Annotated in this window: 21 protein-coding genes and 1 riboswitch; of the genes, 13 read left to right on the top strand and 8 right to left on the bottom strand. The window is 67.7% G+C overall.

Annotation, left to right across the window (positions count from 1 at the left end; translation table 11 throughout):
* Positions 1-91: 91 nt before the first annotated feature.
* A complete protein-coding gene (locus CDO44_RS24940) occupies positions 92-805 on the bottom strand; it encodes a TetR/AcrR family transcriptional regulator (RefSeq protein WP_087782922.1) in 714 nt (237 codons plus the stop codon).
* Between the two features lie 114 nt (positions 806-919).
* Between CDO44_RS24940 and CDO44_RS24935 the strand changes: the two genes are divergently transcribed.
* From CDO44_RS24935 to CDO44_RS24925, 3 genes are read left to right on the top strand one after another with little or no spacing between them, the layout of a single operon-like run.
* Positions 920-1,798 (top strand): 3-keto-5-aminohexanoate cleavage protein, encoded by an 879-nt coding sequence (locus CDO44_RS24935; protein WP_233146343.1) that lies wholly within the window; start codon positions 920-922, stop codon positions 1,796-1,798.
* On the top strand, positions 1,795-2,676 hold the full coding sequence (locus CDO44_RS24930; protein ID WP_198951440.1) for a carbon-nitrogen hydrolase family protein: 882 nt from the start codon (positions 1,795-1,797) through the stop codon (positions 2,674-2,676). The genes CDO44_RS24935 and CDO44_RS24930 overlap by 4 nt, the downstream gene beginning before the upstream one ends.
* Positions 2,660-3,061, top strand: coding sequence for a cupin domain-containing protein (locus tag CDO44_RS24925; RefSeq protein WP_087782920.1), 402 nt, complete (start codon positions 2,660-2,662; stop codon positions 3,059-3,061). Before CDO44_RS24930 ends, CDO44_RS24925 begins: the two co-directional genes overlap by 17 nt.
* A 13-nt stretch (positions 3,062-3,074) precedes the next feature.
* Here the strand turns inward: CDO44_RS24925 and CDO44_RS24920 are convergent, their stop codons facing one another.
* A complete protein-coding gene (locus tag CDO44_RS24920) occupies positions 3,075-3,920 on the bottom strand; it encodes a lysophospholipid acyltransferase family protein (RefSeq protein WP_087782919.1) in 846 nt (281 codons plus the stop codon).
* A 233-nt stretch (positions 3,921-4,153) separates the two neighbouring features.
* Here CDO44_RS24920 and metK point away from each other — a divergent pair, with 233 nt between their 5' ends.
* Positions 4,154-5,314, top strand: coding sequence for a methionine adenosyltransferase (gene metK, locus CDO44_RS24915; RefSeq protein ID WP_087782918.1), 1,161 nt, complete (start codon positions 4,154-4,156; stop codon positions 5,312-5,314).
* 66 nt (positions 5,315-5,380) lie between these two features.
* On the opposite strand, the gene CDO44_RS24910 is transcribed toward metK, so the two are convergent.
* The 4 genes from CDO44_RS24910 to CDO44_RS24895 form a co-directional block, all read right to left on the bottom strand.
* Entirely contained in the window at positions 5,381-6,376 is a 996-nt protein-coding gene (locus CDO44_RS24910) for an ABC transporter substrate-binding protein (RefSeq protein ID WP_087782917.1), read from the bottom strand.
* A 30-nt stretch (positions 6,377-6,406) separates the two neighbouring features.
* Positions 6,407-7,384 carry a tripartite tricarboxylate transporter substrate binding protein gene (locus tag CDO44_RS24905; protein WP_087782916.1) on the bottom strand — a complete coding sequence of 326 codons (978 nt, stop codon included), beginning with the start codon at positions 7,382-7,384 and terminating at the stop codon, positions 6,407-6,409.
* A gap of 230 nt (positions 7,385-7,614) precedes the next feature.
* Entirely contained in the window at positions 7,615-8,520 is a 906-nt protein-coding gene (locus tag CDO44_RS24900; RefSeq protein WP_233146342.1) for an amidohydrolase, read from the bottom strand.
* A 9-nt stretch (positions 8,521-8,529) separates the two neighbouring features.
* Positions 8,530-9,519 carry a tripartite tricarboxylate transporter substrate binding protein gene (locus CDO44_RS24895; RefSeq protein WP_233146341.1) on the bottom strand — a complete coding sequence of 330 codons (990 nt, stop codon included), beginning with the start codon at positions 9,517-9,519 and terminating at the stop codon, positions 8,530-8,532.
* A 161-nt stretch (positions 9,520-9,680) separates the two neighbouring features.
* Between CDO44_RS24895 and CDO44_RS24890 the strand changes: the two genes are divergently transcribed.
* The 3 genes from CDO44_RS24890 to CDO44_RS24880 all read left to right on the top strand — a co-directional run bounded on the left by CDO44_RS24890 (position 9,681) and on the right by CDO44_RS24880 (position 12,542).
* The gene (locus CDO44_RS24890) at positions 9,681-10,595 is read left to right on the top strand and encodes a LysR family transcriptional regulator (protein WP_087782915.1); all 915 of its coding nucleotides are present in this window, start codon (positions 9,681-9,683) and stop codon (positions 10,593-10,595) included.
* A gap of 114 nt (positions 10,596-10,709) precedes the next feature.
* Positions 10,710-11,717, top strand: a complete 1,008-nt coding sequence (locus tag CDO44_RS24885) for a tripartite tricarboxylate transporter substrate binding protein (RefSeq protein WP_087782914.1) — start codon at positions 10,710-10,712, stop codon at positions 11,715-11,717.
* Between the two features lie 12 nt (positions 11,718-11,729).
* A complete protein-coding gene (locus CDO44_RS24880) occupies positions 11,730-12,542 on the top strand; it encodes an amidohydrolase (RefSeq protein WP_233146340.1) in 813 nt (270 codons plus the stop codon).
* Between the two features lie 15 nt (positions 12,543-12,557).
* On the opposite strand, the gene CDO44_RS24875 is transcribed toward CDO44_RS24880, so the two are convergent.
* Complete coding sequence (locus tag CDO44_RS24875; RefSeq protein ID WP_087782913.1) at positions 12,558-13,562, bottom strand: aldo/keto reductase; 1,005 nt, start codon at positions 13,560-13,562, stop codon at positions 12,558-12,560.
* Between the two features lie 162 nt (positions 13,563-13,724).
* On the opposite strand from CDO44_RS24875, the gene CDO44_RS24870 reads away from it, so the two are divergent.
* The 5 genes from CDO44_RS24870 to metF all read left to right on the top strand — a co-directional run bounded on the left by CDO44_RS24870 (position 13,725) and on the right by metF (position 18,056).
* Positions 13,725-13,943 (top strand): DUF1289 domain-containing protein, encoded by a 219-nt coding sequence (locus tag CDO44_RS24870; protein WP_087782912.1) that lies wholly within the window; start codon positions 13,725-13,727, stop codon positions 13,941-13,943.
* Positions 13,944-14,047: 104 nt separating this feature from the next.
* Complete coding sequence (locus tag CDO44_RS24865; protein ID WP_087782911.1) at positions 14,048-15,094, top strand: glycosyltransferase family 1 protein; 1,047 nt, start codon at positions 14,048-14,050, stop codon at positions 15,092-15,094.
* A 49-nt stretch (positions 15,095-15,143) separates the two neighbouring features.
* Positions 15,144-15,253, top strand: a riboswitch (S-adenosyl-L-homocysteine riboswitch).
* 79 nt (positions 15,254-15,332) lie between these two features.
* Positions 15,333-16,751 carry an adenosylhomocysteinase gene (gene ahcY / locus CDO44_RS24860; protein WP_087782910.1) on the top strand — a complete coding sequence of 473 codons (1,419 nt, stop codon included), beginning with the start codon at positions 15,333-15,335 and terminating at the stop codon, positions 16,749-16,751.
* Positions 16,752-16,823: 72 nt separating this feature from the next.
* Complete coding sequence (locus tag CDO44_RS24855) at positions 16,824-17,162, top strand: phage holin family protein (RefSeq protein ID WP_087782909.1); 339 nt, start codon at positions 16,824-16,826, stop codon at positions 17,160-17,162.
* Between the two features lie 27 nt (positions 17,163-17,189).
* Positions 17,190-18,056: a methylenetetrahydrofolate reductase [NAD(P)H] gene (gene metF / locus CDO44_RS24850; protein WP_087782908.1), complete on the top strand. Its 867-nt coding sequence runs from the start codon at positions 17,190-17,192 to the stop codon at positions 18,054-18,056.
* Between the two features lie 31 nt (positions 18,057-18,087).
* Here metF and CDO44_RS24845 read toward each other — a convergent pair whose 3' ends face one another.
* Positions 18,088-18,792 (bottom strand): 5-formyltetrahydrofolate cyclo-ligase, encoded by a 705-nt coding sequence (locus tag CDO44_RS24845; RefSeq protein WP_087782907.1) that lies wholly within the window; start codon positions 18,790-18,792, stop codon positions 18,088-18,090.
* On the opposite strand from CDO44_RS24845, the gene CDO44_RS24840 reads away from it, so the two are divergent.
* Positions 18,791-20,758, top strand: coding sequence for a lytic transglycosylase domain-containing protein (locus tag CDO44_RS24840; RefSeq protein WP_233146339.1), 1,968 nt, complete (start codon positions 18,791-18,793; stop codon positions 20,756-20,758). The genes CDO44_RS24845 and CDO44_RS24840 overlap by 2 nt on opposite strands.
* Positions 20,759-20,768 lie beyond the last annotated feature (10 nt).

Here is a 20,768-nt window from a genome sequence, read left to right as displayed (position 1 = left end):
GCCCGTCCAGGACATGCACGCCACCGCGCCGCATCCCGCAGGGCGGGAGCGGCGCAAAAGGAACGGGAAAGGAGAAGGCCGCGGGCGGGCGTCAGTCCGCCAGCAGGCCGGCCACGAAGAAGCGCACCATGCGGTCGACCATCTCGTCGGGCCGGTGGGCGATGGGCAGCGGCGCCGACGCGAAGGCCGCGGGCGGCCGCTCCATGCGCTCGGAACCGCCCATGGCGTAGATGATGCCGCCCACCATCAGGTTGTAGCGCCAGATGACCTCTTCCAGCGGCAAGCGGGGAAGCAGGTGCTTGAGCGCCAGGATGAACCGGCTGCGCACGGGCTCGTAGTACGTCTGCAGGAACTCGTTCTCGCCCGGCGAGGCGAAGGCGCGCGACAGGAACTGCATGACGACCAGCGCCGAATTGCTGCTGCGGGTGCTGATGGCCGCCGTCAGCTTCATGGGCGGTTCGACGAAGGCCCGCACCACGGCCTCCACGGTGGGCGCCCCGCTCGCCAGCGCCGCGTCCAGCAGGGCCAGCCGCTCGTCGTTCAGGGGTACGACCCTGCGCTTGAACATTTCCTCGAACAGCTGGGCCTTGCCGCCGAAGTGGTACGTGATGGCGGCCAGGTTCACGCCCGCCGCCTCGCTGATGGCGCGCACCGACAAGGCCTCGAACCCCTCCGCGGCGCAGATGCGCTCGGCCACGTCCAGGATAGTGGCCCGCGTTTCCTCGCCGGCGGCGTTCTGCGTACCACGCGACCGCCCGCGCGGCGCGGACGGAACGGACAGGGCGGAAGCGGATTTACGGGCCATGGATCGACGGGAAGGACGCTGACGAGAACGGATTGTACGTCGTTAGCATTGACCTGGGCAGGCGGCCTTTCTTATAATTTAAACAAACGTATGTATTTAACAGAGGAGAGGGACGTGGCTACTGTCATCCTGACCTGCGCCATCACGGGCGGCGACGACACCGCGGGTCGTTTTCCCGCGGTACCGGTGACACCGCGCCAGATCGCCGAATCGGCCGTGCAAGCATGCCGGGCGGGCGCGGCCATTGCCCATATCCACGTCCGCGATCCGGCCACCGGCAAACCGTCGCTGGATCCGGCGCTCTACCGCGAAGTGGTGGAACGGGTGCGGGACAGCGGCTCGCCGGTCATCCTGAACCTGACGACGGGCGCCGGCGCGCGCTTCCTGCCGGACGATGCGGCGGCCAACACCGCCGCCGCAGGCTCCAACCTGCACCCGCCGGCGCAGCGGTGCGCGCACATCGCGGAACTGCGGCCGGAAATCTGCACGCTGGACATGGGCTCGCTCAACTTCGGCAAGGGCGCCCTCATCAACGTGCCCAGCCACATCGAGGCCATTGCCGCGACGATACGCGCGGCCGGTTCCAAGGCCGAACTGGAAATCTTCGACACCGGTCACATCGCGCTCGCCAGGCACTTGATCGACCGCGGCGTGATCGAGCCCGACCCGCTGTGGCAACTGGTGCTCGGCGTTCCGTGGGGCGCGCCGGCCAATCCCGAGACCATGCTGCACATGCGAAACCAGTTGCCCGCCGGCGCCCGCTGGGCCGCGTTCGGAATCGGCCGCGCGGAATTCCCCATGCTGGCGCAGGCCGCGCTGCTGGGCGGCCATGTGCGGGTCGGCCTGGAGGACAACCTGTACCTCTCGCACGGCGTCCCGGCGCAAAGCAACGCGCAGCTCGTCGACCGCGCGGTGGAGATCCTGCGCGCCCTCGACATCGAACCGGCCCCGCCGGACGCCGCGCGCCGCATGATCGGGCTGCCGCAGCGATGATGCCGGAGACCGGCCTGCGCGTAGCGCTCGCCCAGTTGCGGCCCGATGCGGACCTGGGCCGCAATCTCGACGACATCGCCGCGGCGGCCATCCGGGCACGCCGCGCGGGCGCGCACTGGCTGCTGCTTCCCGAATATGCCGCCATGCTGCATGGCAGCCGGCGCGAAATGCGCGCGGCCGCCGAGCGCGCCGGCGAGGTCGAGGCTGCGGTCGCCGGCCTGGCCCGCGACCTCGGCATGTGGATACTGCTCGGCTCCCTGGTCGTGCCGGACGGCCCCGAACGCATGTTCAACCGCAGCCTGCTGTTCGACGCCGAAGGGCGTCTCGCGGCGCGTTACGACAAGCTGCACATGTTCGACGTCGCGCTGCCGGATGGCCGTGAAATACGCGAATCCTCGGCTTATACGGCCGGCGCCGAGGGCGTGGCGGCCGACACGCCGTGGGGCCGGGTGGGCTTGTCCATCTGCTACGACCTGCGATTTCCCGGGCTTTATCGGACCCTGGCGCGGGCCGGCGCCACGGTCTTCGCCGTGCCCGCGGCATTCGTCCGCGCAACCGGCGAAGCCCACTGGCACGCGCTGCTGCGGGCGCGCGCCATCGAGAACGGCGCTTTCGTGCTGGCGCCCGCCACCTGCGGCGACAGCCCGGGCGGGCGCGCCAGCTACGGCCACAGCCTGGTCTTCGATCCCTGGGGCAAGCTGCTCGGGGAGCTCGGCACCGAGCCCGATTGCCTGGTGGTAACGATCGATCCGGCCGAAGCGGCGCGGGTACGCAGCCGCCTGCCCAGCCTCGCCCACGAACGCGAGTTCCGCGTACGCGTGGCCGGGTGCCCCTCTCTTTCCTCCTCTGACGGTATCCGCCATGAAGCAAGCCTATGACCAGCGCCCCCCCGCCCGGGCGACCCAGCCGGCCGACCTGCAGTCCCGCTACGTCGATGCGGCCGCCATGCCCTGGCAGCCCACCGAATTCCCGGGCATCGACATGAAGATCCTTTACGCCGACGCTGATACCGGCATGTCCACCATCCTGTTCCGGATGGCCCCCGGCGCCGTCGTGCCACTGCACGAACACACGGCCGTCGAGCAGACCTATGTGCTGTCCGGGCGCCTGGTCGACGACGAAGGCGAAGCGGGCGAAGGCGGATTCGTCTGGCGGCCGGGCGGCAACGTCCATATTGCCCGTGCGCCGGAGGGGGCGGTGTTCCTGTCGGTTTTCATGAAACCCAACCGCTTCTTCGGCGGGGCGAAATTCTTCACCGAGTGACGCGCCCGCCGCGTCAGGCCGCGGGCGGCGCCTCGCCCCGCGGCGCCTTGTAGCGGTTGTAGCCCCACAGGTATTGCTCGGGACAGCGCCGTATCATCGCTTCCATGCCGGCATTGACCCACGCCGCCTGCGCCTCCGGGGTCTCGGGCACCGGGCCGGGCAACCGCACGAAATGGATCTTCCAGCCGCGCGCATCGGGCAGGCGTTCGCCGGCTGCCAGCACCACGGCCGCACCGGTCTGCGCGGCCAGCCGGCCGGGCAGCACCATGGAAAAAGCGGGCCGGCCGAAGAACGGGGCCCAGATACCCTCGCCGTTGCCCGGCACCTGGTCCGGCAGGATGCCGATCGCTTCCCCCTTGCGCAGGGCCCGCACCAATTGGCGCACGCCCTGCAGGTTGGCCGGCGCCGTATCCAGATTGGGGCCGCGCCGCCCGCCTTCGACCAGCTGCGACACCCAGGCCTTGCGCGGCGGCCGGTACAACACGGTGATCGGGCCGCCCCGATGGGCGTAGTAGCGGGCCGCCACCTCGAAGCAGCCCAGGTGCGGCGTCAGGAACAGAATGCCCTTGCCGTCGTCCAGCGCACCTTGCACGGCGTCCCAGTCGTCGGTGCGGCACTCGGCCAGCGCCTCGTCGGGCCTGAACCAGACGCGCGGAATCTCCAGCGCCCCTTCGCCCGCGGCGGCGGCCGAACGGCGGGCGAAGGCTTCGCCCTCGTAGCCCGCGAGCGCGGCGTTGGCGCGCAGGCGCGCGGCATAGTCCGCCGAACTGCGGTACACCAGGAGTCCCAGCCAGCGGCCCAGGCGATGCAGCCACCCCAGGGGCAGCCGCGCGAGCAAACGATAGAAAGTCAGAAGCATCGGAAGATTCGAAAATGACAGGGGTGGGCTCCCCCCGGATTTTCCCCTAAAATAGCCGGGATCGCCGAGTTAACAGACAACTTGCGGGGCGATCGCGGCGCCGGCTTCCGGCGCCCGCATAAATGCCGCTAAAGCGTCGCTGCTCGAAACAGGTCCAAGACCCAACGTGCAACACGCCGCGGAACCGATAGCCGGCATGCTCGCACGCCGGTCAGCTTTTAAAGGACTATCGAGTGGCCAATTCCTACCTCTTCACTTCGGAATCCGTCTCCGAAGGACACCCCGACAAAGTCGCCGACCAGGTCTCCGACGCCATCCTCGACGCCATCCTGGCGCAGGACCCGACCTCGCGCGTCGCCGCGGAAACGCTGTGCAACACGGGGCTGGTCGTGCTCGCGGGCGAGATCACCACGCGCGCCAACGTCGACTACATCCAGGTCGCGCGCGACACGATCAAGCGCATCGGGTACGACAACACCGACTACGGCATCGACTACAAGGGCTGCGCGGTGCTGGTTGCCTACGACAAACAGTCGCCGGACATCGCCCAGGGCGTGGACCGCGCCTCGGACGACTACCTGAACCAGGGCGCCGGCGACCAGGGCCTGATGTTCGGCTACGCCTGCGACGAAACGCCCGACCTGATGCCCGCCCCCATCTGGTACTCGCACCGCCTGGTCCAGCGCCAGAGCGAACTGCGCAAGGACGGCCGCCTTCCCTGGCTGCGTCCCGATGCGAAGTCCCAGGTCACCTTCCGCTACGTGGACGGCAAGCCGGTGGAGGTGGACACCGTGGTGCTCTCCACCCAGCATGCGCCCGAAGTCAGCCAGGAAACGATCCGCGAAGCGGTCATCGAAGAGATCATCAAGAAGACCTTCCCTGAAGGCCTCATCACCGACAAGACCCGCTACCTGGTCAACCCCACCGGCCGCTTCGTCATCGGCGGCCCGCAAGGCGACTGCGGCCTGACCGGCCGCAAGATCATCGTCGACACCTACGGCGGCGCATGCCCGCACGGCGGCGGCGCGTTCTCGGGCAAGGATCCCTCGAAGGTGGACCGCTCGGCGGCCTACGCCGCGCGCTACGTGGCCAAGAACATCGTCGCCGCCGGCCTGGCCACCCGCGCGCAGATCCAGGTCAGCTACGCCATCGGCGTGGCCGAGCCCATCAACATCACGGTCCACACCTTCGGCACCGGCGTGCTGCCCGACGAACAGATCGCCAAGCTCGTGCGCGAGCACTTCGACCTGCGTCCCAAGGGCATCATCAACATGCTGGACCTGCTGCGCCCGATCTACCAGAAGTCGGCGGCCTACGGCCACTTCGGCCGCTCCGAGCCCGAGTTCAGCTGGGAAGCGACCGACAAGGCGGCCGTGCTGCGGTCGGCGCGGTAATCGCCGCCCTCTTCCGAGGGCAAGCACGCGCAACGAAGGCGAAGCGGCTCCTGCCGCTTCGCTTTTCTAGTTCTTGGACAGCTTCAACACGTTCGGATGGAACAGTTCCTCGGGCGCCACCTTGCGCGGCGACAGGCCTTGCTCGTGGTGATAGCGGGTGAAGGCGTCCAGCACGTGGCGGTTGGCCTCGAGGCCGTAGCTCCAGAAATCGTCGCCCATCAGTTCGCGCGATGCGTGATATTCGGCCACGCCCCACGGCAGTGACGCATACAGGTGGCCGATCTGCGCCAGCTCCTCCATGGCGAGTCGCTTGGCCTCGACGAATGCCTTGTAGACGCTGACGGGCAACCAGGGGTGCCGATCCACGAGCGCGCGGCGGATGCCCACCACGTGCATGATCGGAAAGATCCGCGTGCGTTCGAAGTAGGCGCGCTCCACTTCCCTGAACCGCGGGAACAGCAGGCCGACGTGGGGCGCACCCCGGGTGACGCACGACGGCGCCTTGGCGCTGAAGACGGCATCCAGTTCGCCCGACTCGAGCTGGCCGGACAAGGTGTCGGTATCCGGAATCTGCCGCAAGTCGATATCCGGCGGCAACTGGAGCGGCGCCCGCTCCTCGCGCCCGGGCTGCTCGACGCCGCCTCGCCGCCAGCGCACTTCGTTCGGCCTGACGCCGTAGTCGTCCTGGAGCATGCCGCGTATCCATACGTTGGCGGTGATCTGGTACTCGGGAACGCCGATCGTCCGGCCCTTGAGATCTTCCGGGCGCTCGATGCCGCGATCCGTCCGGATATAGATGCCGGAGTGGCGGAACACGCGCGAGACGAACGCGGGAATGGCGACATAGTCCGCCTGCCCTCTGGCCGTCATGACGGTGTGGCTGCTCAACGAGAGCTCGCAAATGTCGAACTCCTGGCCGTTGAAGGCGCGGTGGAATATCTCCTCGGGGTGGAGGGCGAGCGGGACCAGGTCGCATCCTTCGATGGCGACGCGGCCATCGAACAGCGCGCGGGTGCGGTCGTAGTCGCAGCAACCTAGGCTGAGCTGCAGTCTGGACATCATGAATCCTCGAATGAATGGAAGAAATGCCGCTTACTCGGCCTGGATATTGGCTTCCTTGGCGACCCTGGCGTATTTCTCATAGTCGGCGCGCACCAGCTTCATCATGTCCGCGGGATTCATCACCAGCATGTCCAGGCCAGCATCGCGCAGCTTCTTCTGCACATCGGGCATCATCGCCACGCGGTGCACGTCGGCCTCTATCTTTTTCTGCACAGCCGCAGGCGTTCCCGGCGGTGCCATGAAACCGTAGTAGTTGTCGAGCGAGAAATCCTTCAGCTCCGGAATGCCCGACTCCCGTATCGTCGGCACGCCGGGCGCCGATTCCCCGCGTTCGCTCGAGAACAGGCCGAGCGCATTGAGGCGGCCGTTCTTCGTGAAGGCGATGGCGGCCGGCGCGGATACGGCGGCAGCATGGACATGTCCCGCGAGAACGTCGGCGACAGCCGGGGTGCAGCCGCGATAAGGAACGTGCAGCGCCTGGATGCCCACCGCGCGCTTGTACATCTCGAGGCCGAAATGATGGGGACTGGCCACATTGCAGCTGGCGATCTCGTACTTGCCGGGATTGGCCTTGAGCAAGTCGGTGAACGCCTTCACCGTTTTTACGGGCAGCGAGGGATGGGTCACCAGCATCATGGGCGACGAGGTCACCAGTCCCAGCGGCGCGAAATCCTTGGTGAAATCGAAGGTCAGGTTGGGGTAGACCACCTGGTTGATGATGTGCGTGTTGGTCGCCAGCAGCAGCGTATAGCCGTCCGCCGGCGAGCGCAGCACCGCCTCGGCGCCGATCGAGCCGCCCGCGCCGGGGCGGTTTTCCACCACCACGCCCTGTTTCCACAGCTCGGCCAGTTTTTCGGCGAACACCCGGGCGGTAACGTCGGCCGCGCCTCCGGGCGTGAACGTCACCACGACCTTCACCGGCCGCACGGGGTAGTCCTGGGCGGCGGCAAGGCCGGGAAATACGATCGCGGCAAGCGCGAGACAAAGGTATCGAATGGAACGGCTCATGGCGACCTCGAGTCGAAAACAGATATTGAAGAAAGCAGCCCGATCTCTTTTTTGAGACAGAACGATTCAAAAAAACCGCCCTACCTTGGCGCGTCGTGCGACTCGGTGGGCAGCCCGGCATCCCGAAAAGGTGCAAACGGCATGCCGACACGAACGAAAATCCCGCACCCTTCCCCAAGCAAACAACGGACCAGGTGCGCGGGGACTACCTGGACCGCGAGCGAACACCGCTAGGCCTGTTCCGTCTCCTTGCCGAACACGCCATAGATCTCGCGCGGGTTGTGCACGAGGATGCGTTCGAGCACGGCCCGGTCTTCCACCCAATCATCCAGCAGGTCGAACAGATCGCCGTCGTTGGGCATGCGCCTGCCTTGCATGTTGGTATGCGGCCAGTCGCTGCCCCACAGCAGCCGGTCGGGAGCATGGCGCACCAGGGCACGAGCCATGGGCGTGACCTCGGCATAGGGATAATCGCCGGGCGTGCAGCGCATGGAGCCGGAGATCTTCACCCAGACCCGGCCGGTGTCGAGCAACTCCAGCAAGCGCCGGAAAGCCGGCTGGTCCACGCCGCCGGCCGCGGGGATGCAGGCGAAATGATCCAGCACGATGCGATTGGGCAGCCGAAGCAGCGCTTCGGCATGCTCGAGCAGGTCGGTGCCGTGCGGATAGAACTGCACGTGCCAGCCGAACTCGGCCACCAATTCCGGAATGCGCGGCGACGAGAGCCTGGGCAGCGCCCCGCGATGCCCATGGCTGACGAACCGGGCGCCGCGTACGCCGAGCGCGTCGAGCTCGGCCACCTTCGCGCGATCGACATCGTCGGGCAGCAACGCGACGCCCCGGAAACGATGCGGAAAGCGCGCCAGAACATCGGCCAGGTGGTCGGCGTTCTGCCCATAGCCGGCGCCGCTGACCACGACGGCCCCGCTCAGCCCCAGCGTATCCTGCAAAGCGATGTTGGTTTCAGGCAGCGCATCCGCCGAACGGTACTTGCTGCCGGGATGGAACGGGTAACGGGTGGCGGGACCGAACAGGTGCACGTGGCAATCGATGGCGCCCGCCGGCGCGGCCAGGCGGGGCTTGCGCGGATGGGGATCGGGCGGCGGAGTCAGGGGCGGCAGCGCGGAGTCGGACATGGACGTCGATCAGTTGGCTGTGATGCGGGCGCGCCGCACCACGTCTTTCCATTGCGCGATCTCACCTGCGATCATCCTGGCGAAGGCTTCGGGCGTATTGGTCCTGGGCTCCACGCCGGCGGCCTGCAACTGGGCCGTCCACGCCGGGTCCCGGCCGATTGCAGCGATCGTCCGGTGCAGCACGTCGATCGTCGCGGGCGGCGTTCCCGCGGGCGCCAGCACGCCCAGCCACAGGATCCCTTCATAGCCCGGCACGCCCGACTCGGCGATGGTCGGCACGTCGGGCAGCAACTTAGAGCGCGATGCGCTGGCGATGGCCAGCGGCTTGATCCGCCCGCTGGCGAAATGCGGCTGGGAAGTGGTGACGGTATCCATCTTGACCGCGATCTGGCCGCCCAGCAGGTCGTTGAGCGCGGGCGCCGCGCCCTTGTATGGCACGTGCACGACGGCTATACCCAGCTTGAGCAGCAACAGCTCCATCGTGACGTGAGGCAGCGTGCCATTGCCCGCCGACCCGTAGGTCAGCTTGCCGGGATGATTGCGGGCATAGTCGACGAACCCCTTGAAATCGTCGAACGGCTGGTTGCCGCTCGCCACCAGCAGCTCGGGAATCTGCGCCACCAGGCCGACGGGAGCGAAGTCCTTTTCCGTATCGAAGGCCAGGCGGTTCATGATCGCCGGGTTGATGGTGTGGTTCGGCGTGGTGAACAACAGCGTGTACCCGTCGGGCGCGGCGCGCGCGACGCGCTGGGTGGAAATTACGCCGCCCGCCCCCGGCACGTTCTCCACCACCACCTGGGTCTGCAACCGCTTGCCGAGCTGCGCCGCCAGCATGCGCGCCACCGCATCCACCGACCCGCCGGCCGGGAACGGCAACACCATCGTGATCGGCTTGGCCGGATAGCCGGCGGCGGCGGCCGACGCGGCCAGCAGGAGCCCGGCCGCCATGCCCGGCACGGCACGCAGCCGCAACACCCGGGCAGCGAATTGAAACAGCATCGTGTATCGCCCTCCACGCACACATGCTTGCGGGACGGTGAGCTTAGAGGCGCGCGAATGTTGCCTCAAATGATTGTTTTGCACCCGTCCATGAATTCCTTGCATGTAGGCGGGCCAGTGATGATGATGTCGGCTGTCCGGTTTTACCTGGCGAGGCGACCATGCAAATCGATTTCCTCGGCATGCAGGCATTTCTCTGCATCGTCGAGCAAGGCGGCTTCCTGCCCGCCGCCGCCCACCTGAATCTTTCCCAGACCGCGATCAGCCACCGGTTGCGCAAGCTGGAAGACGGCCTGGGCATGAAACTGCTGACTCGCACCACGCGCGCCATCACGCTGACCGACGCCGGCCGCGCTCTGCTGCCGCGGGTGCGCAAGGCCATGCAGGAACTGGAGCTGTCCTACGATACCGTGCGGCAACATGCCAAGACCGCCCCGCGCTGGCTGGTGTTCGGCTGCCTGCCGACCCTGGCGGTCACGCAGCTTTCGACTGCGCTGCAACGCTTTGCGGCGCAGTACCCGGACATCGCGGTGCGGGTGCTGGACGATTCCATCGGCGAAATCGCCGAGCACGTCCACAACGGCGCCGCGGCCTTCGGCGTATCGCTCGCCAGTTCGAACCGCTTCGGCCTGGACATGGAGGTCTTCGCCGAGGAGCCCTTCGCGCTGGTGTGCCCGCCACGCCACCGCCTGGCGCGGGCCAAAGAGGTGGACTGGGAACGATTGCGCGGCGAGCCGCTGATCCGCATCAGCCTGCCCGCCGGCAACGCGGCCACCATCGACGACGCGCTGGGCGATCGCCGCCTGCAGTTCCGCTGGGCGTACGAGGCGCAGCATACGGCGGTCGCGCTGGACTTCGTCGCCAACGGGCTGGGGCTCACGATCGTGCCCGCGCTTTCGGCCATCAAGGCGCCGGGAGTGGCGGTACGCCGGCTGGCGGGCCCCCGGGTGGCCCGCCACCTGGCGGTCGTCACCCGCCACGGCGCCACGCTGGCCCCGGCCGCCCAGGCCATGCGCGACCTGCTGGTCGGCGAAATCCGCCAAAGGCTCGCGGCCATCGATGAACGGCGCGAATAAATCCGCCAAACAATTCATTTGTCGGCGATACGCCTCGTGCATAGACTGGCTGCGCATCGACGGCCCTCCCGCAATGCCTCGCCTCGGATCCGGGCCGCGCACGAGGAGACCACCATGTTCCAACGCGCCGCCCTGCAGCGCCTGGCTACCGGCCGGTGGCGACAGCGCCTGGCATTCGCCGCCGCACTGTCGCTCCCCGCGACCGGCCCTGTCCATGCCCGGGAAGACAACTATCCCGACCAGCCCATCCGGGTGGTCGTGCCGTTCGGCGTGGGCGGGCTGGCCGACATCTCGCTGCGCCTGGTCACGCAACGGCTCTCGGAACGGCTGGGGCAGCAGGTCATCGTCGAGAACAAGCCCGGGGCGGGCGGCGTCGTGGCCGCCAACGCCGTACTGGCCGCGCCGCGCGATGGCTACACGCTGGCGGTCTTCGCCAACGGCACGGCGATCAGCAAGACCCTATTCAAGCTGCCGTACGATCCCGTCGCCGATTTCGAGCCTATCTCCACCGTCGCCTATTTCGATCTCGTCCTGCTGGCCAACGCCAAGGGCAAGCTGCGCTCCCTGCCCGACCTGCTCGCCGAGGGCAAGAAACGCCAGTTGGTGCTTGGCACCATCAATCCGGGCAGCACGCAGAACCTGTCGGCCGAACTCTTCAAGTCCATGGCTGGCATCAACGCCATGGTCGTGCCGTTCAAGAGCACCCCGGAGGTACTGACGGCGCTGCTGCGCGGCGACATCGACGTCATGTTCGAATCCTATGCCGCGCTCAAAGGCGCGATCTCTTCCGGGCAGGCCAGGGTGATCGCAGCCACCGGCAAAAGCCGCTCGAGCTGGCTTCCCGACGCGCCCACGGTCGCCGAAAGCGGCGTGCCCCGCTACGAAGTCACGGGTTGGAACGCCGTGTTCGCGCCCGCCGGCACGCCGCCCCGGCGCCTGGCCCGCCTGAACGCGGCCTTGAACGACGTCCTGCGCGAACCGGCCATCCAGCAGCGCCTGGAAGAGCTCGGCACACAGGCCAAGGGCAGCAGCCGCGAGGAGCTGGCCGCCGTGTTCAAGCGCGACATCGCCAAATGGGCGGACGTCATCCGCAAGGCAGGCCTCCCCACTCAGCAGAACTAGCAGGAGCCTTTCGTGACCTTTGCCACCTCCCCGGCCGACGCGGTGCTGGTCGATGCCCACGTCCATGTCTTCAAGCGCGACATGCCGCTCGTTCCCAATCCGCGGCACAGCCCCGACTACAGCTTCACCGTGGAGCAGCTGCTGGCCACCATGGACGGGAATGGGGTGCACTACGCGGTCATTGCCGCCGCCAGTCCATGGGGCGACTACAACGACTACGTCATCGAGTCGCTGCGCAAGTCGCCGCGCTTGCGCGGCACCGTCATCACGGCCCCGGCCGTGGAGAAGGTCGTGCTGGACGACATGCACGCCGCCGGCATACGCGGCGTGCGGCTGCCCTTCATCGGATCGGAACGGCTGCCCGACCTGCAATCGTGGGACTACCGCAAATTCCTGCGCCGCCTGGTTGACCTCGACTGGCACGCGCACGTGCACATCGAAGGGCCGCGCCTCCCGGCGGTGCTGCCCGCGCTCGAACAGTCGGGCGTGAAGATCGTCATCGACCACATCGGCCGCCCCGATCCCGTCGCGGGAACGGAAAGCGAAGGTTTCCGGGCCATGCTGCAGTCGGTCCGCAAGGGCCGCACGTGGGTGAAACTGTCGGGCGCCTACCGCCTTGGCGCCAACGCCCGCGCATGCGCGCAGGCGCTGTACCGGGAGGTGGGCGTGGACCGGCTCATGTGGGCCAGCGACTGCCCCTTCGTGGGCGCGGAATCGACCATGACCTACGAGGCCGCGATCGCCTGGCTCGAGGAAACGATCCCGGATGCGGCCGACCGCCGGCGGATATTCGGCGGCAACGCGCTGCGCTTTTATTTCTCCTGAAGCGGGCGCCTGCGATCAACGCACCGAATCGCCCCAGCGATAGACGTGCGTCAGGTCGTCGAGCCGCTGCTTCAACCCGGCGTCGAGCGCGTAGTCGGCGGCCGCCAGCGTGTCGGTCAATTGCTCGGGCCGGCTGGCCCCCAGCAGCGGCGCGGTGACGGCCGGATTGGCGAGCACCCAGGCGACGGACAGCGTCGTCAGCGACACACCGGCCTCCTGCGCCAACGCCTGCAACTGGTCCACCGTATCGAAATACCGGTCGGCCCAGTAGCGCTCCTGGTAGCGCTCGGCCGCATTGCCCAGCGTGAAGCGGGTGCCTTCGGTGGGCGCACCGCGGCGATGCTTGCCGGTCAAGAGGCCGCCGGCCAGCGGGTTGTATGGAATCACGCCCAGGCCCTCTTCCTGCGCCAGCGGCAGCAGCTCGCGCTCGATCTCGCGGAACAGCAGGCTGTAGCGCGGCTGCACCGAGACGAAGGTGGTCAATCCGCGTAGCTCGGCCCGCCCGAGCGCCCGGGCCAGCCGGTACGCAAGGAAATTGGAGACACCGACGTACCGGGCGCGTCCGGACCGCACGATCGTATTCAGCGCCTCCAGGGTCTCGTCGAGCGGCGTGCTCGCGTCGTCGCCGTGAAGCTGGTAGAGATCGACATAGTCGGTCTGCAGGCGCTTGAGCGAGGCGTCGATCGCATCCAGCAGGTGCTTGCGCGACGAGCCCTGGTCCCAGGGATGCGGCCCCATTCTCCCGAACGCCTTGGTGGCCACGATGAAACCGGCGCGCCTGCCGGGCGCGGCGCGCAGCCAGCGGCCGAGGATCTCCTCGGTCGCGCCGGCCGTCTCCAGCCCGCCTCCCAGCGGATAGACGTCGGCCGTGTCGAGGAAATTGATGCCGCCCTCGGCGGCCTTGTCGAGAATCTGGTGCGCGACCGGTTCTTCGGTCTGCAGGCCGAAAGTCATGGTGCCGAGCGCGAGGCGGCTTACGGTCAGGCCGGTACGGCCGAGGCGGGTGGTGGCCAGCGTCATGGTAGGGGCAGTAGCACGGAATGGAAGGAACTGCCTATGCTAGATCAGCTTGGCGGTTCCTGGAACCAATCGGCGGGATTAAGGATATGCCGCAAGCAGCGCCTGGAAAGTCGAAGAGGACGTCCGAAAGGTACGGGCGGATGGCGCTACACTCCCCCCTATATGACCGCCAAGCCCCCTGTTCCCGACTCCCCTCCTCGCGCCTCCTCCACCGCCGACTCGCCTTGCGTGGCGGTATGTTCCACCCTGTTCGACGACATCTGCCGCGGGTGCGGCCGCACGGCCATGGAAGTGGCCAACTGGGTCATGCTGAGCGACGAGGAAAAGCAGGCGGTATGGCAGCGCATCCGGGCGCAGGGATATCCGCGGCGCAAGGGCTGATGGTGGAAAACGCATGAGTCGCGGCCCCGGCCGCGTCATGACAGTCTTCGGCCTGTCACATGCGGCAGGCTAAATAGCGCCATCGCACCGACTCCTCCAGGCCCATGCGCATCGTCCTCGTCACGGATGCCTGGCATCCGCAAATCAACGGCGTCGTCCACACCTGGACGTACATGCAGAAAACGCTGACCTCCTGGGGCCACGAGCTCATCGTCGTCAGCCCGGTCGGCAGCCGCACCATTCCCACCCCCACCGAACCCGACGTGCGCCTGTGCGTGGAGCCGCGCCGCCACCTGCTGCGCACGCTCGCCGGCCGCGAACCCGATACCCTGCACATCGCCACCGAGGGACCGCTGGGCCTGGCGGCGCGCCGGCTGGCGCGGCAACGGGGCTGGCGCTACACCACCTCCTTCCACACGATGTTCCCGGACTATCTGCGGGCCCGGCTCGGCATACCGGCCTCCTGGACGTGGCGCTTCATGCGCTGGTTCCACCGGCCTTCGCAGCGGGTCCTCGTGCCCACCCCCACGGTGCGCGACACCCTGGCCGCGCGCGGCCTGCGCAACCTGCATATCTGGGCGCGCGGGGTGGATACCGAGCGGTTCCGCCCCGAGGCCGGCGACGCCCTGCCCTATCCCGGTCCCATCTTCCTGAGCGTGGGCCGCCTGGCCAAGGAAAAAAACCTCGACGCCTTCCTGTCCCTCGACCTGCCCGGCACCAAGGTGGTGGTGGGCGGCGGTCCCGACGAGGCCAGGCTGCGGCGCAAGTTTCCGCAGGCGGTGTTCCTCGGCATGAAGGCGCATGGCGAACTGGCGCGCTACTACGCCGGCGCCGACGTTTTCGTCTTTCCCAGCCAGACCGACACCTTCGGCCTGGTCATGCTGGAAGCGATCGCCTGCGGCACGCCCGTGGCCGCCTACCGCTGCGAAGCGCCGATGGCGGTCGTGAGCGAAGGCCGCACCGGCGTCCTGCACGACGACCTGCGCGCGGCCTGCATGGGCGCGCTGGAGCTGTCTGGCACCGACATTCGCCAGCATGCGCTCGAGCACAGCTGGTCCGCCATCGCTTATCGGCTGCTGGAATTGCAGGTGCCAGCCGATCCGAGAAGGGAGAAGGCCGATCTGGACTGGTATCCGCAAGGGGCAACATAAGACGATCCCCACATTGTCCGTCGCCAGCGGGAACCGGCTACAATGCCAGGCACCTGAGGAGCGTTGCGACGACCGGCACCCCGTGCCTGGCCGCCAGGCTCAGGTTTCCGATCGGCAGGCCAGCCATGGCGCCGGTCCCGGCAACGGCGCTCGCCCCTGAACCTGCCCTCTGCAGGCCACGCGGCGAGCCTTCCCGGTTCACGCCGCGGCGTCAGAGGGCAAGCACTTTGGAGTCCCCATGAACGCTGTACCCAACGCCAAGACCACCGACTACCGCATCGCCGACATCGCGCTGGCCGACTGGGGCCGCCGCGAGATCAGCATTGCCGAGACCGAAATGCCCGGGCTGATGGCGATCCGCGAGGAGTTCGCCGCCTCCCAGCCGCTCAAGGGCGCCCGCATTGCCGGCAGCCTGCACATGACCATCCAGACCGCGGTGCTGATCGAGACGCTCAAGGCGCTCGGCGCCGACGTGCGCTGGGCCTCGTGCAACATCTTCTCGACCCAGGACCACGCCGCCGCGGCCATCGCCGCCTCGGGCACGCCGGTGTTCGCGATCAAGGGCGAGTCGCTGGCCGACTACTGGGAATACACCCACCAGATCTTCGAATGGCCGGCCGGCGCCCACGCCAACATGATCCTGGACGACGGCGGCGACGCCACGCTGCTGCTGCACCTGGGCACCAAGGCCGAGCAGGATCCCTCGGTGCTGTCCAAGCCCGGCAGCGAAGAGGAAGTCGCGCTGTTCGACTCGATCCGCGCCACGCTCAAGCGCGATCCGCAGTGGTACTCCACCCGCCTCGCCCAGATCAAGGGCGTGACCGAGGAAACCACGACCGGCGTGCATCGCCTCTACCAGATGTCCAAGAAGGGTGAACTGGCCTTTGCCGCCATCAACGTCAACGACTCGGTCACCAAGTCCAAGTTCGACAACCTGTACGGCTGCCGCGAGTCGCTGGTGGACGGCATCAAGCGCGCCACCGACGTGATGGTCGCGGGCAAGGTCGCGGTGGTGTGCGGCTACGGCGACGTGGGCAAGGGCTGCGCGCAGGCGCTGGCCGCGCTGCGCGCGCAAGTATGGGTGACGGAAGTCGATCCCATCTGCGCGCTGCAGGCCGCGATGGAAGGCTACAAGGTCGTGACGATGGACTACGCGGCCGACAAGGCCGACATCTTCGTCACCGCGACCGGCAACTACCACGTCATCACGCACGAGCACCTGGTCGCCATGAAGGACGAGGCCATCGTCTGCAACATCGGCCACTTCGACAACGAGATCGACGTCGCCTCGTTGCGGCAATACAAGTGGGAAGAGATCAAGCCCCAGGTCGACCACATCGTCCTGCCGTCGGGCAAGCGCATCATCCTGCTGGCGCAGGGCCGCCTGGTGAACCTGGGCTGCGCGACCGGCCACCCGTCGTTCGTGATGTCCTCGTCGTTCGCCAACCAGACGATCGCGCAGATCGAGCTCTGGACGCAGAACGAGAAGTACACGAAGGGCCAGGTCTACGTGCTGCCCAAGCACCTCGACGAAAAGGTGGCGCGCCTGCACCTGAAGAAGCTGGGCGCCCAGCTCACGCAGCTGCGCCCGGACCAGGCGGCGTACATCAACGTACCGGTGGAAGGCCCGTACAAACCCGAGCACTACCGCTACTGATCGTTCCATCCAGCGCTCCCGGGGCGGTCCCGCCCCGGTGCGTCCGCCCCCCCACTTGGCAAGGAGTTCGCGATGACCCTGTTACTCGTCTGGTTGCTCAACGCCGTAGCGCTTCTGGTCGTGGCCTATCTGCTGCCCGGCATCACCGTGGCCAGCTTCGGCTCGGCGCTGATCGCGGCGCTGGTGCTGGGCCTCCTGAACTCGCTGGTCAAGCCGGTCCTGGTGCTGCTCACGCTGCCGATCACCATCGTCACGCTGGGCCTGTTCCTGATCGTGCTGAACGCGCTGCTGTTCTGGTTCGCAGGGTCCATCCTCAAGGGCTTCCAGGTCAACGGCTTCTGGTGGGCGGTCATCGGGGCGCTGCTCTACAGTCTGATTTCGGGTCTGCTGTCGGCCATCGTGCCGAGCTGATCCGCTCTACCTACAGGTTGCTCCCAAGTGAGTTCGTCCGTCCCTTCCGACACGGCGCCGGCCGACGCCGCGCCGGTCTTCAGCCTGGAATTCTTCCCGCCGCGCGACATCGCGGCGCAGGAAAGGCTGGTTCGCACGGCCAAGCAGCTGCATGGCCTGCATCCCCATTTCGCCAGCGTGACGTTCGGCGCCGGCGGTTCCACCCGCGACGGCACGATGCTGGCGGTGACCATGCTGCAGAAGCTGGGCTACGAGGTCGCGCCCCACCTGTCCTGCATCGGCTCCACGCCCGATAGCCTGCGCGACATCCTCTATGCCTACCGCCAGGCCGGCATCAGGCGGCTGGTTGCCTTGCGGGGCGACATGCCTTCGGGCATGGGCGACATGGGCGAGCTCCGGTATGCGCGGGACCTGGTGCGGTTCGTGCGCGAGGAAACGGGCGACTGGTTCCATATCGAGGTGGCGGCCTATCCCGAAATGCATCCGCAGGCCCATGATCCGGAGGCGGATCTGGATCATTTCGTGGAGAAGATGCGGGCCGGCGCCGACAGCGCGATTACGCAGTATTTTTTCAATGCGGACGCGTATTTCGATTTCGTCGACCGCGCGACGGCCAAGGGGGTGCTGGCGCCTATCGTGCCGGGCATCATGCCGATCACGAACTACACGCAGCTGGCGCGTTTTTCGGACATGTGCGGGGCGGAGATCCCCCGCTGGATCCGGCTGAGGTTGGCGTCGTACGGGGATGACAAGGCCTCGATCCGGGCCTTCGGGCACGACGTGGTGACCGAGCTTTGCCAGACATTGCTGGATGGGGGCGCGCCTGGATTGCATTTCTATACGATGAACCAGGCGGACTCTGTCCAGGCCATCTGGAAAGAGCTGGAGCGGTAACGCTCGTTCTTCAGGCGGTTCGTGCGGCCCCTTATCGCGCAGCGTGGGGGCCGGCCATCCATCCTTCCTCACTGATGATCTCGTCCAGCCGCATGTCGTGCGGTTCGGGCACGTGCACGTCCGGGGCCAGGCGGCCGCAGGCATAGGCGATGCCCAGGGCCAGGGTCTCGCGGCCGCCTTGGCGCAGGGCGGCCAGGGTGCGGTCGTAATAGCCGCCTCCATAGCCGATGCGATCGCCGTCGACGGTGTATCCGAGCGTGGGGACCAGGACGATGTCCGGCACGCGCGCGGGCGTGCCTTGGGGTTCGGGAATCCGGTAGGCGCCCGGGGCCATGGCGGTGCCGGGGGTCCAGGCACGGAACTCGAGGGGCGCCGCGGGGGTCAGGACGACGGGCAGGGCCAATTCGAGCCGGTCGTCCTGCGCCCAGGCATGGAGCGCCGGACGCAGGTCCGGCTCGTCGCCGATGGGCCAGAAGGCGGACAGCACGACGCGCCTGCCGCCCCAGCGGCCGCTGGCGAGGTAGTCGTGTATCCTGCCCTGCAGGAAACCGGCGATGCGGGCGTCGGCCTCGGCGCGCTCGGCGGCCGGCATGGCCGCGCGCAAGGCGCGCAGGCGCGGGCGCAGGGCGGCCGCGGTGGGTGCGCCGGCCGGATCCGCCTCTTTTCGCGGCGTAGCGCCGGCTCGGCCGGACGCGCGGTCTTCCCTGGGTTTTCCCGATGCTATTCTTGCTGCCATGGCCTATACCGCTTTCCTGAACAGAATCCGCATTACAGCACTTGCCGCCGTCCTGGCAAGCGCCGCCATGGGCAGCGCCTGCGCGCAGGTCTCCGCATCCTCGTCGGACGACGCGCTGCTGGCGGCACGCACGGCGGTGCAGACCGGTAACTGGGACATCCTCCGTTCGCTGGTTCCGCGCGTCCAAGGCCATGTGCTGGCGGCCTATCCGCAGTACTGGTGGCTGCGCCAGCAATTGAACGATCCGCGCAAGCCGCTGCCGGAAACCGAGCTCAACGAGTTCGTCAGCACGCACCGCGGCACTTATCTTGCCGAGCGGCTGCGCGGCGAATGGCTGCTGGCTGCGGCCAAGCAGGCCGACTACGCCACCGTGCGGTCGCTGGCCGACACGTCGGTCAATACCCCGCAAATCGACTGTGCGGTGCTGCTGGCCATGCATGCCCGCGGCGAACGGGTGACGGCCCTGCAGGCCATGGGCAAGTTCGAACCGGGCGACAGCTGCTGGACGCTGTACGACCGGCTGCAGGCCGACGGCGTCATGCAGTGGGAAGATTTCTCCGCGCAGATGCGCAACCTGCTGGAAACCAATTCGCTGGCCAACGCCAGGCGCATGGCCCGCTATGTGTTCGAAGCCGGGCAATTGAAGACGCTCAACGCCGTGATGGACCAGCCCATGGCGTGGCTCGTGCGGCAGAACGCGCTCCCGCGCGACCGCGCCAGCCGCGAGCTCGTGGTGGTGGCCCTCAGCCGCCTCGCGCGCAACGACATGCAGGTGGGCTACGACTATTTCGAGCGCAGCTGGGCGCGGCAGTTGCCGGCCGACGACGCCAACTGGGTGCGCAACCAGCTCGCCCTGCAGGCCTCGTTCAAGCTCGACCCGATCGCGGTGGCCTGGTATCGCGCGGGCGAAGGCGGCAAGCTCACGGAATACAACCAGGCCTGGCGCGCGCGCATGGTGCTGCGCCAGCAGCCGGTCGACTGGCGGACGCTGAACCGCTATATCGAACAAATGCCGTCCTCCATGCGCGAGGACCCCACCTGGATCTATTGGCACTCGCGCGGACTGGTCGCGCTCGGCGCGATACAGGAAGGGCAGGCGGGATTCCGCAGCATCGCCGGCCAGTTCAATTTCTATGGCCAGCTGGCCGCCGAAGAGCTCGGCATCGCCACGACCATTCCCACGTCGGGCGCGCCCATCACGCCCGACGAACTGGCCAGGGCGCAGTACAACCCGGGCCTGCAGCGCGCCATCGCGCTGTTCCGACTGGGCTGGCGCACCGAGGCGGTCCGCGAGTGGAACTATGCGCTGCGAGGCATGGACGACAGGCAGTTGCTGGCGGCCGCCCAGCTCGCGCACCGCGAGAACCTCTACGATCGCGCGGTCAACACGGCCGAGCGCACGCGCGACCAGCACGACTTCAACCTGCGGTTCCTCACCCCTTTCCGCGACCAGCTGGTGGACAAGGCGCGCGAGATCGGCGTGGACGCGACCTGGGTCTACGGCCTCATCCGCCAGGAGTCCCGGTTCGTCATGGATGCCCGTTCCAGCGTCGGCGCGTCGGGGCTGATGCAGCTGATGCCGGCAACCGCCAAATGGGTGGCGCGCCGCATAGGCATGTCCGACTACGCGCAGCACCGCGTCAACGACATGGACACCAACCTCACGCTCGGTACGAGCTATCTGCGCATCGTCCTGGACGACCTGGGCGGTTCGCCGCTGCTGGCTTCGGCCGGCTACAATGCCGGCCCGCGCCGGCCGCACGCCTGGCGCTCGACGCTGCCAGGCCCGGTGGAAGGCGCGATCTTCGCCGAGACCATTCCCTTCACCGAGACCCGCGACTACGTCAAGAAGGTCCTGTCCAATGCCACGTACTACGCGGCCTTGTTCACGGGCCAGCCGCAATCGCTCAAGGCCAGGCTGGGAACGGTCGTACCGCAGGCGGTGGAGACCACCGCCATTCCCTGAGGAAGTACAA

This window comes from Pigmentiphaga sp. NML080357 (assembly GCF_002188465.1).
Taxonomy (GTDB): domain Bacteria; phylum Pseudomonadota; class Gammaproteobacteria; order Burkholderiales; family Burkholderiaceae_B; genus Pigmentiphaga.
The sequence above is the reverse complement of the archived record's forward strand: the minus strand, read 5'-3'. Positions and strand labels throughout refer to the sequence as shown.

Excerpts from the sequence above, each read along its gene's own strand:
- CDO44_RS24940 (WP_087782922.1), bottom strand. The coding sequence starts at position 805 with ATGGCCCGTAAATCCGCTTCCGCCCTGTCCGTTCCGTCCGCGCCGCGC.
- CDO44_RS24930 (WP_198951440.1), top strand. The coding sequence starts at position 1,795 with ATGATGCCGGAGACCGGCCTGCGCGTAGCGCTCGCCCAGTTGCGGCCC.
- CDO44_RS24925 (WP_087782920.1), top strand. The coding sequence starts at position 2,660 with ATGAAGCAAGCCTATGACCAGCGCCCCCCCGCCCGGGCGACCCAGCCG.
- CDO44_RS24920 (WP_087782919.1), bottom strand. The coding sequence starts at position 3,920 with ATGCTTCTGACTTTCTATCGTTTGCTCGCGCGGCTGCCCCTGGGGTGG.
- CDO44_RS24910 (WP_087782917.1), bottom strand. The coding sequence starts at position 6,376 with ATGATGTCCAGACTGCAGCTCAGCCTAGGTTGCTGCGACTACGACCGC.
- CDO44_RS24905 (WP_087782916.1), bottom strand. The coding sequence starts at position 7,384 with ATGAGCCGTTCCATTCGATACCTTTGTCTCGCGCTTGCCGCGATCGTA.
- CDO44_RS24900 (WP_233146342.1), bottom strand. The coding sequence starts at position 8,520 with ATGTCCGACTCCGCGCTGCCGCCCCTGACTCCGCCGCCCGATCCCCAT.
- CDO44_RS24895 (WP_233146341.1), bottom strand. The coding sequence starts at position 9,519 with ATGCTGTTTCAATTCGCTGCCCGGGTGTTGCGGCTGCGTGCCGTGCCG.
- CDO44_RS24890 (WP_087782915.1), top strand. The coding sequence starts at position 9,681 with ATGCAAATCGATTTCCTCGGCATGCAGGCATTTCTCTGCATCGTCGAG.
- CDO44_RS24885 (WP_087782914.1), top strand. The coding sequence starts at position 10,710 with ATGTTCCAACGCGCCGCCCTGCAGCGCCTGGCTACCGGCCGGTGGCGA.
- CDO44_RS24875 (WP_087782913.1), bottom strand. The coding sequence starts at position 13,562 with ATGACGCTGGCCACCACCCGCCTCGGCCGTACCGGCCTGACCGTAAGC.
- CDO44_RS24870 (WP_087782912.1), top strand. The coding sequence starts at position 13,725 with ATGACCGCCAAGCCCCCTGTTCCCGACTCCCCTCCTCGCGCCTCCTCC.
- CDO44_RS24865 (WP_087782911.1), top strand. The coding sequence starts at position 14,048 with ATGCGCATCGTCCTCGTCACGGATGCCTGGCATCCGCAAATCAACGGC.
- ahcY (WP_087782910.1), top strand. The coding sequence starts at position 15,333 with ATGAACGCTGTACCCAACGCCAAGACCACCGACTACCGCATCGCCGAC.
- CDO44_RS24855 (WP_087782909.1), top strand. The coding sequence starts at position 16,824 with ATGACCCTGTTACTCGTCTGGTTGCTCAACGCCGTAGCGCTTCTGGTC.
- CDO44_RS24840 (WP_233146339.1), top strand. The coding sequence starts at position 18,791 with ATGGCCTATACCGCTTTCCTGAACAGAATCCGCATTACAGCACTTGCC.
- CDO44_RS24845 (WP_087782907.1), bottom strand. The coding sequence starts at position 18,792 with ATGGCAGCAAGAATAGCATCGGGAAAACCCAGGGAAGACCGCGCGTCC.